Origin of the sequence: Nonomuraea sp. NPDC049758 (genome assembly GCF_040674635.1) — a bacterium.
Lineage (GTDB): Bacteria > Actinomycetota > Actinomycetes > Streptosporangiales > Streptosporangiaceae > Nonomuraea.
Window position 1 is genome coordinate 30213 of sequence record NZ_JBFAMZ010000004.1, and the last position, 14314, is coordinate 44526.

13 protein-coding genes and 1 tRNA gene are annotated in these 14314 nt (G+C 69.5%); 6 read left to right on the forward strand and 8 right to left on the reverse strand.

What is annotated here, in order from left to right; genetic code table 11:
- Nucleotides 1-265 precede the first annotated feature (265 nt).
- Entirely contained in the window at nucleotides 266-841 is a 576-nt protein-coding gene (locus tag AB0J46_RS11505) for an ImmA/IrrE family metallo-endopeptidase (protein ID WP_364329696.1), read from the reverse strand.
- Nucleotides 842-871: 30 nt separating this feature from the next.
- Nucleotides 872-1282, reverse strand: a complete 411-nt coding sequence (locus AB0J46_RS11510; protein ID WP_364329699.1) for a helix-turn-helix domain-containing protein — start codon at nucleotides 1280-1282, stop codon at nucleotides 872-874.
- A 103-nt stretch (nucleotides 1283-1385) separates the two neighbouring features.
- Between AB0J46_RS11510 and AB0J46_RS11515 the strand changes: the two genes are divergently transcribed.
- From AB0J46_RS11515 to AB0J46_RS11530, 4 genes are all read left to right on the forward strand, one after another.
- Nucleotides 1386-1646 (forward strand): multiubiquitin domain-containing protein, encoded by a 261-nt coding sequence (locus tag AB0J46_RS11515; RefSeq protein ID WP_364329702.1) that lies wholly within the window; start codon nucleotides 1386-1388, stop codon nucleotides 1644-1646.
- Nucleotides 1621-2790, forward strand: a complete 1170-nt coding sequence (locus tag AB0J46_RS11520; RefSeq protein WP_364329705.1) for a ThiF family adenylyltransferase — start codon at nucleotides 1621-1623, stop codon at nucleotides 2788-2790. The genes AB0J46_RS11515 and AB0J46_RS11520 overlap by 26 nt, the downstream gene beginning before the upstream one ends.
- Nucleotides 2787-3179 carry a DUF6527 family protein gene (locus tag AB0J46_RS11525; protein WP_364329708.1) on the forward strand — a complete coding sequence of 131 codons (393 nt, stop codon included), beginning with the start codon at nucleotides 2787-2789 and terminating at the stop codon, nucleotides 3177-3179. The genes AB0J46_RS11520 and AB0J46_RS11525 overlap by 4 nt, the downstream gene beginning before the upstream one ends.
- Nucleotides 3180-4762: 1583 nt before the next feature.
- Nucleotides 4763-6328, forward strand: coding sequence for a tyrosine-type recombinase/integrase (locus tag AB0J46_RS11530; RefSeq protein ID WP_364329711.1), 1566 nt, complete (start codon nucleotides 4763-4765; stop codon nucleotides 6326-6328).
- Nucleotides 6329-6535: 207 nt separating this feature from the next.
- Here the strand turns inward: AB0J46_RS11530 and AB0J46_RS11535 are convergent.
- Nucleotides 6536-6609 (reverse strand) — tRNA-Arg (locus AB0J46_RS11535).
- A gap of 54 nt (nucleotides 6610-6663) precedes the next feature.
- The gene (locus AB0J46_RS11540; protein WP_364329714.1) at nucleotides 6664-7398 is read right to left on the reverse strand and encodes a ZIP family metal transporter; all 735 of its coding nucleotides are present in this window, start codon (nucleotides 7396-7398) and stop codon (nucleotides 6664-6666) included.
- A 507-nt stretch (nucleotides 7399-7905) separates the two neighbouring features.
- Between AB0J46_RS11540 and AB0J46_RS11545 the strand changes: the two genes are divergently transcribed.
- Both AB0J46_RS11545 and AB0J46_RS11550 read left to right on the forward strand, forming a co-directional pair.
- Nucleotides 7906-8706 carry a phosphotransferase gene (locus AB0J46_RS11545; protein WP_364329717.1) on the forward strand — a complete coding sequence of 267 codons (801 nt, stop codon included), beginning with the start codon at nucleotides 7906-7908 and terminating at the stop codon, nucleotides 8704-8706.
- Entirely contained in the window at nucleotides 8690-9625 is a 936-nt protein-coding gene (locus tag AB0J46_RS11550; protein ID WP_364329720.1) for a cobalamin biosynthesis protein, read from the forward strand. The genes AB0J46_RS11545 and AB0J46_RS11550 overlap by 17 nt, the downstream gene beginning before the upstream one ends.
- A gap of 24 nt (nucleotides 9626-9649) precedes the next feature.
- Here the strand turns inward: AB0J46_RS11550 and AB0J46_RS11555 are convergent, their stop codons facing one another.
- The 4 genes from AB0J46_RS11555 to AB0J46_RS11570 all read right to left on the reverse strand — a co-directional run bounded on the left by AB0J46_RS11555 (nucleotide 9650) and on the right by AB0J46_RS11570 (nucleotide 14278).
- On the reverse strand, nucleotides 9650-9886 hold the full coding sequence (locus AB0J46_RS11555) for a hypothetical protein (RefSeq protein WP_357978197.1): 237 nt from the start codon (nucleotides 9884-9886) through the stop codon (nucleotides 9650-9652).
- Nucleotides 9887-9973: 87 nt separating this feature from the next.
- The gene (locus tag AB0J46_RS11560; RefSeq protein ID WP_364329724.1) at nucleotides 9974-10774 is read right to left on the reverse strand and encodes an exodeoxyribonuclease III; all 801 of its coding nucleotides are present in this window, start codon (nucleotides 10772-10774) and stop codon (nucleotides 9974-9976) included.
- Between the two features lie 37 nt (nucleotides 10775-10811).
- Nucleotides 10812-11783 (reverse strand): inositol-3-phosphate synthase, encoded by a 972-nt coding sequence (locus tag AB0J46_RS11565; protein ID WP_364329727.1) that lies wholly within the window; start codon nucleotides 11781-11783, stop codon nucleotides 10812-10814.
- An 8-nt stretch (nucleotides 11784-11791) separates the two neighbouring features.
- Nucleotides 11792-14278 carry an AAA family ATPase gene (locus AB0J46_RS11570; RefSeq protein ID WP_364329730.1) on the reverse strand — a complete coding sequence of 829 codons (2487 nt, stop codon included), beginning with the start codon at nucleotides 14276-14278 and terminating at the stop codon, nucleotides 11792-11794.
- Between the last annotated feature and the right edge of the window lie 36 nt (nucleotides 14279-14314).

The following is a 14314-nucleotide window of genomic DNA, read 5'->3' on the forward strand; positions in this document are numbered from 1 at the left end:
CGGCTTGTTTCGACTACAGGACCACCTGGCCTGGGTAGGCCCGACAGACAATCCCCCGCCAGCGATAGCAAAAGCACCTCTATCCATTTGAAGCCCAACGAGGCGTGAAAGCGGTGGCGAACAGAACCACTCTCGATGAGGTCCTGGGAACCAACACCATCAGGTAATTGGACCGGTCCGGGTTCTTGGAGGCCCTGATGTGCCCCAAATTGGATGGAGGGCCCGAGCTTCGCGCAGGAGCCGAGCCCTCCTCGGATCCGGCAGACTACGAGTAGGACGAAGAACCGGTCTCCGACTTGCCGAAGCCATACTTGTGCGCAGCTCGTTCCGCCCGCACACGTTGGCCTTTCATCTGCATCTGCGCGAACTGAGTACTCACCTCATACGCCTCGGCAACACGCGCGTTGTCCCAGCCGTGGAAGGCCATGCGTTCGGCTGCAGCGAGCGGGATCAGCAACTCACCGGCCATGAAGGTCGCCTCCTTCTCCTGCTTCTCGTCGAACTGCCGCTTGTGGTCCTCGCCCAGGATCACGTTGTCGAAGGGGTGCTCCAGCAGGAAATGACCAAGCTCGTGCGCGATGTTCGAACGCCGTCGAACACGGGCGTGGGACTCGTTCTCCACGATGACACGCGCCGTGCCCAGCGGTAGCAGGGCTGCCGACCACACAGTCGAGTTGCCCATGGTGAAGTGGCTGAAAGCCTCATGGCTCACACCGTGGGCGAGCAGGTCCTCAAGTCCGTAGACGGGGATCCCGTGGGCCTTGGCCAGCGCATATGGATCGAGCGGGTCAGTCGGGCTCAGTCCAAGTCCTTCTCGCTCTTCGAGCACGACCTCACGCATCCGCAGTTGCGTCCACCCACCACGGGTCATTCAACCCTCCTGGCCTTTTCGTTCGACCTGGAACCGTCGGGCTGCAGCGGCGATGACCTCTTCCAGGTAGGCCACGTCTTTCTCTGAGAGATCACGACGTGCCCGCAGCAGGGGGACGAGAGAAGCTACCAGTTCCGGCTCCTCCGCGTCCGACCGCATCGGGTCCACGTAAAATGACTCGGCTGGCATCCGCAGCCAGGTCGTCATCGCCGCAAATGCCGTGACGTCTGGTTTCAACCCGTTGGCCATACGAGAGATCGTCGACGCTGACACGCCAATCTCCTTGGCCAACTGCCGCCACGACAAGCCTTCCTTTGCGCGCGCGGCATCCAGGGCCGCGTGTAGCGCCTTGACGTCTACACCAGGACTATCGCTCATCCCGGGCGCCCCTGACTTCTTCCACTGCTCCACATGTCGCTCACTCCTGCTACAGTACCAGTGCTCGAAACTTCGAGCATCGGTCTACATTTGGCGCAGATGTGGGCTGGCCCGCCGCGCGCCACAGGAGATACCGATGTCCCAGGAGGACCACGGGCGCCCGCCCGTCACCATCATCGTCAACACCCGCTCGCATCCCTGGCGGGAGAAGACAATCACCTTTGAGCAGGCCGTCGAACTCGCCTACCCGGGCCAGCCGCCGACCGACCAAGACACCTACACCGTCCGGTACAGTCGCGGTCACGACGGGCACGGGGCCGGCAGCCTGACCGCTGGCCACAGCGTGAGCGTCAAGAACGGAATGGTCTTCGATGTCGTCCGCACCTCTCGTTCGTGACCCGGACCTGTCCCGCCTGCTCGACGACGGCTACGAGGTCGTGGTGCAGGCGGGGCACCTGATCGTCCGGCACATTCCCTACGTCACAGAGGCCGGGACAGTGCAACACGGGTTTCTGGCCTACCCGGTCATCATCAGCGGAGACCGGGTTGTCAGCGACACCGACCACCGGATCTGGTTCGGAGGGTCGGCACCATGCGACGAGCACGGCCGCAGGCTGCCGATGGTTGCTCCCGAGGTCCGAGTGATCGCCGACGGCATCCAGGCAGACTTCATGCTGTCCTCAAAGCCCGGGCCGTCCGGCTACCCCGACCAGTACACGAAGGTCACGGCCTACACCCGGATGATCGCCGACCAGGCCCAGGCGCTCGACAAGACGGTCACGGCCACCCCAGGCGCGGCCTGGCAGGAGGTCGATGACAACTCGCCATTCGTCTACCGTGACACCGCCACCTCGCGGGCCGGGCTCGCGGCGGTCCACCGCCGCTTCCGTGGCCACCGCGTTGCGATCATCGGGCTCGGCGGCACTGGCGGCTATATCTTGGATCAGGTCGCCAAGAGCGAGGTCGAGTCGATCCTCCTCATCGACGGAGACCATTTCGACAATCACAACGCCTTCCGAGCGCCGGGCGCGGCGTCGCTGGAGACGCTGCGCGAACGCCCGAACAAGGCCGCCTACTTCGCGTCGGTCTACTCTCGGATGCACCGTGGCGTCGCCGCCTACGAGCACTACCTTGATGAGGACAACCTCGAGGTTCTGTCCGGGGCGACCTTCGTGTTCCTCGCCTCGGACGATGCGCCGAGCAAGGCGACGATCATGGACTGGCTGGAGGCTCACGACGTGCCGTTCATCGATGTCGGCATGGGCGTCGAGGAGATCGACGGCCGGCTAACAGGTCTACTGCGGGTCTCCACCAGCCTGCCGGGACGTCGTAGTCAAGCTCGCCGCCGGATCCCGCCCCCAGCTCCCGAACATGACGACTACGGACGCAACATCCAGACCAGCGACCTGAACGCGCTTAACGCGCTTCTCGCTGTCGGCCGCTGGAAACGCCACCTCGGCATCTACTCAGACGTAACCGACGAGTCCTTCACGACCTACTCGCTGATCACCAACGAGATCGCCAACGAGGATCTCCCGTGACCGCTGTCGCGTTTTTGCGCCCAGAATTCGTTGAGAGTTTCCCCCCGGAAATGGAGCGCGGAGTGCTTTACGTCTCGATCCCCTATGCCACCTGCGGACACTTGTGTGCCTGCGGTTGTGGCCAGGAGGTCGTCACTCCGTTGTCCCCAGCACAGTGGACGCTCACCTACAACGGGCAGAACATCTCCCTGTGCCCCTCGATAGGCAATTGGGGGTTGCCCTGCCGCTCCCACTACTGGATCAGGGACGGCGCGGTTCGGTGGGGCCGCCGCTACACCGCCCGCGAAATCGCCGACAATCGGGCACGCGACCGCAGAGACCTGCAGGAGTACTTCAGCGAACGCCTTCACGGCCGCATCGCCCGGCTGTATCGGCGTCTCAGGCCATGATCTCCACCGGTAGTGACGTCAGTCGAGTCTGGGGTGTGGGGCGGGTACGTCGGCTGCGATCTGCCCGTCGCTGTCGGGCTTCTCCTTAAATGCCTACGTGTAGCTGGTGGAGCGACTGACACTCAGGACGTGGTGATTAAGAAGACGGGCGACCGGCACTCCGATACCTCGAGAACTTACTTGAACACACCCACCCCTGTCCCGCTCGAAATACGATTTCGTGCTCTAAACGGGCCGTGACCGCGGGAGTACGTCGTGTCCATCGCTTACCCACCGTTCGCCGCCTCGCACCTGTCGAGAATCACATTCATGCACGTCAAGTAGGCCTTACATCGCTTCCGAAGCGGCTACAAGGCACCCCGGCGAGAGGAGGCATATCGCATACCCATCGCTGCTCGGTGGTTGCTCGTCCGCGTTCGGCTGCCGTCATAGTCGAGGCCTCGTCACGGCAAATAGCGGTGGCGAGAAAGGACAAAGAGCCCATATTGGCGATGTTCAAGAACGCATGGTTGCTCGATGGTTGCTCGCGTGTATGCGATACAGCACGGCGTCTATCAGCACTTCCCGACACGACGGCGGGGAGAATCCCATCCACTGCGATACAAAATGACACTCCGCAACACTGAGCGACACTGAGGGAACCGACTCATAATCCGCAGGCGTCAGGTGCCCTCGTATTGCTGTAGGCACCCCCGCATACCTCAGCACCGTTGCCCATGCGGCTGTCGCCTTGCTGCTGATCACGGCGCATGAGCGCGCTGATGCGCGCGCTTTTGTCCGGTAATCATGGCCGGACCTTTGCTTCGCCTGATGTCCAGACTCGGGGCCGATCATAGGTATTTGGAAAGGTGACAGGGAGCAGGTGGCCCGGCTGATTGGGCCGCACTCACATGACACCAATACCTCGCCACAGCGCCACACAACCGAACCGCGTCATCCCGCCATGCAACGCAGCCGCCCTCGCCCGCATCGTTCAGCACATGGGCGGCGCCCGACCGCTGCCCGATAAGACTCGTCATCATCGGCCGCACGGCCTTTCGAAGCTGGTTCCGGGTAGACGGCTGCCTTTCTCCCGTGCGGATGACGGCATGCCTGCACATCAGAGCAGTCTGCTCTGAGACGCCCGCCAGAGGCGATATGCGGCCAGATGGCCGCGCGGCAAGGGGGAGACCGGCAGCGTCCCGGGCGGGCGGTAACCGTCGGATTCGGCTTGACCATTGCCACCCAGGTGGGCGTCGATACGCCCTGTCCGACACGGTCCTGAACGCGGTGGGGCGATCCTCACGGGCGTGCTCGCGTGATCATGCCCACCGCATCGTGCCGGACCGGATGGCCGCGACACGCCCCGTGCTACGCCACACGGCCGCGACCGAGGGTGTGCCGCTACCCCATCCAGCTAGCGCCGACCGTGACCGACAGGATCGCCCCGGGGTCAGCGCTCGATACGGGACACCTACCTGGATCCGCCCTGCGATCAGTGCGGTCGGTAGCGGCACCGTGCCGAACGCGGCCCGACCGCGCCCAGCTCGCCGCAGCGTCGGCTCGATCGAACGGCACCCGAAGAGAAGGAGACAGGACACACGATGGCTGAGGGACGTACGTTCAAACGTTGCTCGTGCCGCGACGATGACGGCAAGGTGCTTGGGCAGAAATGCCCCAAGCTGCGCCGTCCTGGTGGTGGGTGGAGCTACCGGCACGGCATCTGGAACTACCAGATCGAACTCCCGCCCACCGCGGACGGTAAGCGGCGCGGGCCGCTGCGCCGCGGCGGCTTCGCCTCGCAGGACGCCGCAGAATCCGAACTCGGTCAGGTGCGTGACCTGCTGGCGCTGGCCGATCCGCACGAGCCCGCCACTCGCACCCAGATCGCCGACCTGATCAAGCGCACGCTGGCCGAGACCGACACACTTCCGACCCTGGAGACGGTCCGCCGCAAGATCAAGTCCGGACAGCATCTGACCCAGGAGATCACCGTCGAGCAGTGGCTGACCGAGTTCCTCCACCGCAAGCGCAGAATCGAGGAGACCACCCGCCGCTCCTACGAAAGCCACATCCGCCTCTACCTCACCCCGTATCTGGGGCGGCTGCGGTTGGATCAGCTCAAGGTCAGCGACATCGCGTTGATGTTCGAGCAGATCGAGGAGTTCAACGACGCCATCGCCGAACGCCGCGCCGACCCCGACCCGAAGGTGCGTGAGAGCGTCAAGTTCCGGCGGCCGATCAGCATCGCCACCATGCACCGCATCCGCGCCACCCTCCGCCACGCGCTCAACATGGCCATGCGCCAGGACCGGCTGATCGACTTCAACCCCGCCGCCGTACTGGAGATGCCCGCCCACGTCCGGCCCAAGCCACTGGTGTGGACCGAGGACCGGGTCCACGCCTGGCAGCAGGACTTCTCCGCCTACCGCCGGGCGGAGAAGCAGCGCCGGGGCGGACGGCGGGTCGATCCCATCGACGCCTACACCAGCGTGCCGCGCCCCTCCCCGGTCATGGTCTGGACACCCGCCCAGACCCGGCTGTTCCTCGAAGAAGCACGACAGCACCGGCTGTTCGCCTTGTATCAGCTGGTCGCGCTGCGCGGGCTACGGCGGGGCGAAGCATGCGGGCTGCGTTGGAAGGAGGTCGATCTCAACGGCCACAGTCTGACGGTGAACTGGCAGCTGGTGCAGCTGGCCTGGCAGGTCCACGAAGGCACCCCGAAGACCGACGCCTCAGTACGCACCATCGCCCTGGACAGCGACACAGCCCAAGTCCTGCGCGCCCACCGGCAGCAGCAACGGCAGGAACGCCTGGCCATGGGCGAGGCATGGGTCGACAGCGGGTTCGTTTTCACCCAGCCTGACGGCACTCGCCTGCACCCCCAGCACGTCTCCGACCAGTTCCTGTGGCTGGCTTATCTGGCCGGCCTGCCCCCCATCCGGCTGCACGACCTCCGCCATGGGGCCGCCTCGCTGATGCTGGCGGCCGGAGTGGACATGAAAGTGGTGCAGGAAACGCTGGGCCACACCTCCAGCGCGTTCACCGCCGACACCTACACCTCTGTCTACCCGCAGGTGGCCACCGCGGCGGCCGAGAAGACCGCGGCCCTGCTGTTCGGCAAGGAAGAGCAGACCGAGACCGGGAGAGTCGTCTCATTGAGGAGCTGACAGTCGGATTAAGCATCCGGCCCCGCATGCGCCGCCTGCTCGCGGCCAGGCGGGGCCGCTACTCTTCCCGGGCCGGCCCCGGATGGCGGATGATCATGGTGTGTGCAGGGTTGGTGCAACCGAGCACGCACGGAGCACGCAACCGCTAGACGAAAATTCTAGAACGCATCCGACGCCGCGTTATCGCAGGTCAGGCCATGATCAAAGCGCGCCCTGCAGGATTCGAACCTGCGACCGTCGGATTAGAAGTCCGGTGCTCTATCCAGCTGAGCTAAGGGCGCTCCTGCCTTATTGTGCATGATCCGGCGACTTGTCACGCACACGTTCTGGTCGTGTCAGGCCGACAGGGCGATCACCAGCCACATGAAGAGGGTTCCCGTGACCGTGACGGCCAGGGTCCAGCCGGTGGCGCGTCTGGTTGTGTGGGCCTCCGGGAGGATGTCGGAGATGGCCAGGTAGAGGAGGAATCCGGCGAAAAGGCCCAGGTAGGCGGTCAGGACGTGGGCCGGGATGGCGATGAGGAAGGTCAGGGTGGCGCCGATCACGGGGGCGAGGGCGTCCAGGGCCAGGAGGGTGAGGGCGCGGCGGCGGGCGTTTCCGTACAGCGATGTGATCGTGTACGTGTTGAAGCCGTCGGTGAAGTCGTGGGCGATGACGCCGATGGCCACGGCGACGGCGAGCGAGGCGTCCGTCTGGTAGGAGGCTCCGATGGCGGCCCCGTCCAGGAGGCTGTGGACGACCAGGGCGGATCCGGCCGTGACGCCTACGCCGGCTCGGGCGTGGCGGTGGGCGGCGTAGTCGCCTTCGTGCGCGTCGTGCATGCCCATGGAGCGTTCGACGATGTGGATGCCGAGGAACGCCAGGGCGAACATGAGCATCGGGAGCGGGACGCCGAGCACGTCGACGACGTCCCGGGTGAGGGCTTCTGGGAGGAGGTCGAAGGCCACCACGCCGAGCATCACGCCTGCTGCGGCGCCGAGCACGAGGTGGCGGTTGTTCCTGACGCGGTCGGCGACCAGCCCGCCCAGCAGCGTCATGAGGAAGGCCGCCAAGGAAAGCAGGATGGGCACGGTTCCTCAGGCTAGGGGGTGGCTGGGGGGCGGGGGCGGTACGACACTCGGCCGCGGAATTCGAGGGACCCGGCGACTTCGAGGACAGGCTCGCGACGCAGCCCAGGTTCGGGAAAGGGCACAGGCTCGCGACACAGCCCAGGTTCGGGAAAGGGCGCGGGTTCGCGAAAAGGCACGGGTTCGGGACAGGCTCGCGACACTGCACACGCTCGCGAAAAGGCACGGGTTCGGGACAGGCTCGCGACACTGCACAGGCTCGCGAAAGGCACGGGTTCGGGATCCTGCGCGGTCAGCGTCCGTCGGTCGCCAAGGTGTCGGGTGGTGGGTTCGGGACGAGGGCGAGGGTGAGGAGACCGGTACGGCGGGGCAGGGCGGCCCGAAGCCGGGAGAAGGACCTGCCGGAAGGAGGACCTGCCGGAAGGAGGGGAAGAGGAGCAGGGCTGGGAGGGAGGGGGCGGGGGTAAAGGGCAGGCGGCCGTGGGGCAAATGGGGCTAAGCTGTTGTGGCATGGTCGCGACGCTCCTGCATGAGATTCCCCTGCAGGGCGGGGACGTGACAGACGGGGTGGTGCGCGTCGGTGACACGGTGCGCAGGCCGGTCGGTCCGGCCACGCCCGCCGTGCACGCCCTGCTCAGACACCTTGAGGCAGCCGGGTTCGGGGGTGCGCCGCGAGTCCTGGGAACGGACGGCTTAGGGCGCGAGATCCTCACGTACGTCCCTGGGCGGAGCGGGTTGTGCCGGTCCGGTTCGACGGACGCGTTCCTGGTCGACCTGGCGCGACTGGTCAGGGAGTTCCACGACGCGACCGCCGGGTTCCCGCTCGACGCCGGCGGATGGGAAGGCGGGTCGAACGACGACCGCGCGCCGGAGGTCATCGGACATTGCGACCTGACGCCGGACAACGTGATCTTCCGTCACGACACCGACACCGCCGCAGTCACCCCCGTCGCGCTGATCGACTTCGACCTCGCCCGGCCCACCACCCGGCTGTTCGACATCGTCACCACCCTCCGCCACTGGGCCCCGATCGCCGACCCGGTCGACCGCCACCCCCTCCAGCGCGACGCTGACGTCGGGGCCAGGATCCGCCTGTTCTGCGACGCCTACGGCCTCGCGCCCCGCGAACGCCGGCGGCTGCTCGAACTGTCCAGGCTCCGCTTCCACCGCTCCTACGACGTCATGCGCACCCGCGCCCGGGCCGGCGGGAACTGGGCCAAGATGTGGACGGGCGGCGCCGGGGAACGCATCCGCCGGGCGGCAGCGTGGCTGGATGTGCACGAAGATGAACTTCATGCCCATTTGGTATGACCCGCTAGGTCTCGCGCTCGGTGTCGCACTCGACCAGGTTCTCGGTGATCCGCGCAGCTCGGCCCACCCCGTCGCCCTGTTCGGACGGGCGGCGGCGAAGCTGGAGGAGTCGTCGTACGGCGACACGAGGTGGCGCGGGGTGGTCCATGTCGGGATCTGCGTCGGGGGCGCGGCCGCCCTGGGCGTGCTGGCCCAGAGGAGCGGCGACCGGGCCGTCCGCACGGCGGTGACGGCGTTCGCCACGTGGGCCGTGCTCGGCGGCACGACACTCGCCCGCGAAGGCGTGCACATGGCCGAGGCCCTGGAGCAGGACGATCTCCGGCGGGCCCGGGCCAGGCTCCCCCACCTGTGCGGCCGCGACCCCGCGAGGCTGGAGGCGCCCGAGCTGGCCAGGGCGACGGTGGAGTCGCTGGCGGAGAACACCTCCGACGCCGTGGTCGCCCCGCTGTTCTGGGGCGCGGTGGCGGGCGTGCCGGGGCTGCTGGCCTACCGGGCGGTCAACACGCTGGACGCCATGATCGGCCACCACTCCCCCCGCTACGAACGGTTCGGCTGGGCCGCGGCCCGGCTCGACGACGTGGCGAACTACGTACCGGCACGCGTGACGGGACTGCTGACGGCGGCGCTGGCCGACGACCCCGTCAGAGCGCTGCGGATGTTGCGGCGGGACGGCCACCGCCACCCCAGCCCGAACGCGGGCAGGTGCGAGGCCGCCTTCGCCGGCGCGCTCGGCGTCACCCTCGGCGGCACGAACGTGTACGGCGGCAGGACGGAACACCGCCCCACGATGGGCGACGGTCCCAGGCCGGACGTGAAGGACATCCGGCGCGCCGCCCGGCTCACCCGCTCGGTCGGACTGGCGGCGGCGGGGCTGGCCGTGCTCACCGCATGGGGCCTGCGCCGCCGCCGTTCCGGATAATCGCGGTAATCAGCTAAATGGCGGTTAACTCATTATCCGATTGAGATTGATCGCCAGCCAGATGACGAATGCGGCGACGGCGGTGACGGCGACCAGACCCTTCACCGCGTGGTGCGCGGTCTCCCGCCGCACCGTCACCTGCCGCTGCGTCTGCTTCCAGACCTGCCTGAGCATGATCATGTTCTGGAAGCGGCGTCCGAGCGCGAACAGGGCCAGCCCGATGAGGACGAACAGGATGACACGACCATCGGCAGGTTCCACGACACGGCCCCCTTTTCGATGTTGAAGAAGAAGCGTGCCCCCGCACATTTGGTTACTCACGATACTCGTCTGGCAGCTGTTTGTTGATTAATTTATCGGGTCGAGATCCACCACGATGGGCGCGTGATCCGAGGGGCCTTTCCCCTTGCGCGCCTCGCGGTCGACGTACGCCCCCCGCACCCGTTCCGCGACGTCGGCGCTGGCGTAGACCAGGTCGATCCGCATGCCCTTGTCCTGGTGGAACATCCCGGCCCGGTAGTCCCAGTACGTGTACGGGTGCGGCCCCTTCATCGGCGTCGGCACCACGTCGCGCAGGCCGAGGTCGAGCAGTTCGGCCAGCGCGCGGCGTTCGGCGGGGGTGACGTGCGTGGAGCCGGCGAACAGCGCGGGGTCCCAGACGTCGGCGTCGGTCGGCGCCACGTTGTAGTCGCCGCAGGCCACCAGCGGCGAGCCGGCCTCCTCGGCCAGCGCGTCCCGCAGCGCGGCGAACCACTCCAGCTTGTAGGCGTAGTGCGGGGAGTCGACCGCGCGGCCGTTCGGCGCGTACAGGGACCAGACCCGCAGGCCGCCGCAGGTCGCGCCGAGCGCGCGGGCCTCGGGACGGGCGGCGCCCACCCCGTCGAGCTCGGCGAAGCCCGGTTCGCCGGGGAAGCTCGGCGTCACCTCCTCCAGCCCGACCCTCGACAACACGGCGACGCCGTTCCAGCGGCCGTCGCCGTGGGCGGCGGCGGCGTAGCCGAGCTCGCCCACCTCCGCCACGGGGAACGACTCCGCGGGACACTTCGTCTCCTGCAGGCAGACGATGTCGGGCTCGGTCGCGGCCAGCCAGTCGAGCAGGCGCGGCAGCCGTGCCTTGACCGAGTTCACGTTCCAGGTCGCCAGGCGCATCCTCCTAGCCTGCCACGGCCGGTCCCGTCGTCCGTGGTCAGACCGCCTTCATGAGGGCGGCCGAGACGTCTCGCAGGAAGCCGCCCGCGCCCGCGTCGAGCGCGGCCTTGGCCTGGCGCACGGCGTCGAGGACGTTCCCCGCCGCGCTCGGCGAGTCCTCCACCACCATGCGCACCTCGACCTCCAGCGGAGAGCCGCCGAACCCCTCGCCCTCCAGCCGGATGAAGGCGATCTTGCGGTCGTCGAGGAAGGGCAGGTACTGGGCGCCGACGTGGGTGGAGGTGCCGGCGCCGGACGCCTTGGTGGCCCGCTTGCCGGCCATCCTGGCCGGGTCCTGGAGGTTGACGAAGTCCATGTTGCCCCCGGCCAGGAGCTGGTGGCCGTCGCGCAGCCGCACCCCGCTCGCGGTCAGGGCGTCGACCAGCGCCCGGTGCACGAGCGTGGCGCCGAAGGAGCTCTTCAGGTCGTCGCCGAGCAGCGGCAGCCCGGCCGCGGCGAAGCGGTCGCGCCACCGTTCGGAGCGGGCGAGCACGGCGGGCATGCAGTTGACGAACGCGCAGCCGGCCTCGATCGCGGCCTCGGCGTACCGCTCGGTGGCGCGCTGGGCGCCGGTGGGCAGGAAGTTCACCACCACCTGGGAGCCGGTCTCGCGCAGGTGGGCGGCCACGTCGGCGACGGTCGCGGCGCCGCTCGGCTCGACCAGCTCGGCCGAGCCCTCGCCGACGCCGTCGGCCAGGATGCCCTCGCGCACCGGCACGTCCAGGCAGGGCACGTCGGCGAAGCGGCGGGAGTTGTTCGGCCGCGCCCAGATCGCCTGTGACAGGTCCAGGCCGAGCTTGGCCCGGCCGACGTCGAAGGCGGCGGTGAACCGCACGTCGGAGACGGCGTATCCGGCGCACACGGGGTTGAGCAGGCCGGGCGCCTCGCCGTCGCGGTAGTACTCGACGCCCTGCACGAGGGACGACACGCAGTTGCCCACGCCGATGAGGGCGACGTTCACGGTGGTCATGCCGGAGTTCATATCAGGCCGGTCCGGCGGGCGAGGGCGGCGGCCTCCACGCGCGAGGCGGCGCCCAGCTTGGCCATGATGTTCGACACGTGCACGCCGGACGTCCTGGCCGAGATGAACAGCCGCTCGGCGATCTGCCGGTTGCTCAGGCCCTCGGCGACCAGGCCGAGCACCTCCAGCTCGCGGGCCGACAGCCCCGGCGTCGCCGACAGCGTCACCCGGGCGGTGGCCGCCGCCGCCTCCGCCTGCCGCCGCAGCGGCTCCGCGCCGAGCGCGGCGGCGATGGCCAGGGCCTCGCGCAGCGGCTCGCGGGCCGGCGCCGGGTCCCGCTCGGCCGCGCCGACCAGCGCCCGCCCCAGCCCGTACGGCTGCCCCACGGCTCGCCAGGCGGCCACCGCGTCCGCCCACGAGCCGCCGAGCTCGGCCTCGAACGTGGCCCGGTACGCCTCCTGCAGCCGTCCGACGGTGGGCAGGCCCGGGGGCGCGGCGCGCACCCGTCCGATGCGGGCCGCGAGGGCCAGCAGCGGCCAGGCGTAGCGGCGGCTGCGGCTCAGGTCGTGCTCCGCCAGCACGTGGTCGACCAGCCGGCGTGCCCGGTCCAGGTCGCCCCCGGCCTCGGCGAGGCGGCATTCGAGCAGGTCGGGCTCCAGGCAGGAGTCGTAGCCGCGGGAACGCCCGCGCATGAGCGGCCTGGCCTGCGCGAGCAGCGCGCCGGCCGCCGACAGCGAGCCCTCCTGCACCGCGACCGTGCCGAGCACGAGCAGGATCCAGGCGCGGTAGATCGGCGGCGGGTCGAGCGCGAGCGCGGGGGCGGCGACCTCGCGGGCCTCCTTCCAGCGGCCCAGCGAGGCGAGCGGCTCGGCCAGGTTGGCGGCCAGGTGGGCGCCGCGCGAGCGGGCCAGGCCCAGCCGGGCGGCCTCGGCGATGCCGCGCCGCGCGACCGCCTCGGCCCTGGCGTGCTCGCCGGCGGCCTCCAGCGCGTCGGCCTCGCCGGCGTAGGAGACGAGCAGCGTGTCGTCGTCGGGCGCGCTGATCCGGGCGCGGGCGTACAGGGCGGAGGCGGTGGCGAGGTCGTCGTCGAGCGCGGCGAGCGCGGCCAGGGTGACCAGGGACCTGGCGTCGCCCAGCGCGTACGCCTCCTCGGCGCGGGCGCGGGCCTCGTCGTCCTGGCCGTGCCAGGCCAGCGTGCAGGCCAGGGCGCCGAGCAGCCGCGACTCGCGGGGGGCCAGCCGGACGGCCTCGCGCAGGTCGTCCAGGCCCTCCTCGCCGTGCAGGTCGCGGATGGCGACGCGCAGCTCCAGCAGGTGGGCCGCGCGCAGCGGGTCGGCGACCTCGGCGAGCGCCCGGCCGGCCAGATCGTCGGCGCGGTGGGCGTCGCCGGCGCGCAGGGCGTCCCTGGCGGCGTCCTCCAGCACCTGGGCGTGGTCCTGGCCGTCCGCGTGCGCCCACAGCTCCAGCACCAGGTCCCATCTGCGGGCCCGCCAGGCGGCCACGAAGGCGCGCGGGCCGTCGCCGGCGGCGTGCCAGTGGTCGGCGGCCAGCTCGGGCTGGGCGGGGGCGCAACGGGCGTGCAGGCGGCGGCGTTCGCCGGGGAGCAGGTCGTCGTAGACGGCCTCGCGGATGAGCGCGTGCCGGAAGACGTAGGCGTCGCCGTCCACGAGCAGCAGCCGAGCGCGGACGACCGGCCGCAGCGCCTCGTCGAGCGCGAGGTCGTCGAGCCCGGCGATCTGGCGCAGCACCTCGTGGGGCGTCCTGCGCCCGGCCACGGCGGCGATCCGCAGCACGTCGAGACCGGGCCCCGGCAGCTTCTCGGCCCCGGCGAGCAGCAGCTCGCGCAGCGAGGCCGGGGTCGTGTCGCCCGCCTCGGCCAGCGCCTCGGCGAACAGCGGGTTGCCCTCGCTGCGCGCCACGATCGCGTCGACGTCGTCGCGGCCGAGCAGGCGGGCCACCTCGTCGCGGCCGAGCGGCGGCACCCTGACCACCTCGGCGCCGGGCAGCCGCAGCGGCTCGCGCGAGGTCGCGACGACCATCGCGCCGGGCCGCGTCAGGTTGCGCAGCAGGTACGCCAGCAGGTCGCGGGCGGCCTGGTCGGCCCAGTGCAGATCCTCCAGCACGATCACCAGCGGACGTCGCTCGGCGGCCCGCTCGACCAGCAGCAGCACCTCCTCGAACAGCCGGGCCCGGCCCAGGTCGGGCGTGTCGTCCAGCTCCCCCAGCTCGGGCAGCAGGCAGGCCAGCCCCTTGCGCCCGCCGCCCGGCACGAGCCCGGCGCCGTACTCCCTGACCAGGCGGCGCAGCACGGGCACGAACGGCGCGTACGCCGGCCCGCCCGGATCGGCCCCGCCCTCGGCCACCAGCGCGTCCACGTCACCGGCGAACCGCGCGACCAGCCTGGACTTGCCGATCCCCGCCTCACCCACGACCAGCACCGCGCTCGGGGTACGGGCCCACGCGGCGGCCAGCCGGCCCAGTTCGGCCTCACGTCCCACGAACACACCCCTCATTATGAAGAGGCGGCTACGCATCATGCC

Bases quoted from the DNA above. Each gene is read 5' to 3' on its own strand.
- AB0J46_RS11505 (WP_364329696.1), bottom strand. From the start codon at position 841: ATGCGTGAGGTCGTGCTCGAAGAGCGAGAAGGACTTGGACTGAGCCCG.
- AB0J46_RS11515 (WP_364329702.1), top strand. From the start codon at position 1,386: ATGTCCCAGGAGGACCACGGGCGCCCGCCCGTCACCATCATCGTCAAC.
- AB0J46_RS11520 (WP_364329705.1), top strand. From the start codon at position 1,621: ATGTCGTCCGCACCTCTCGTTCGTGACCCGGACCTGTCCCGCCTGCTC.
- AB0J46_RS11530 (WP_364329711.1), top strand. From the start codon at position 4,763: ATGGCTGAGGGACGTACGTTCAAACGTTGCTCGTGCCGCGACGATGAC.
- AB0J46_RS11545 (WP_364329717.1), top strand. From the start codon at position 7,906: ATGGTCGCGACGCTCCTGCATGAGATTCCCCTGCAGGGCGGGGACGTG.
- AB0J46_RS11550 (WP_364329720.1), top strand. From the start codon at position 8,690: ATGCCCATTTGGTATGACCCGCTAGGTCTCGCGCTCGGTGTCGCACTC.
- AB0J46_RS11560 (WP_364329724.1), bottom strand. From the start codon at position 10,774: ATGCGCCTGGCGACCTGGAACGTGAACTCGGTCAAGGCACGGCTGCCG.
- AB0J46_RS11565 (WP_364329727.1), bottom strand. From the start codon at position 11,783: ATGACCACCGTGAACGTCGCCCTCATCGGCGTGGGCAACTGCGTGTCG.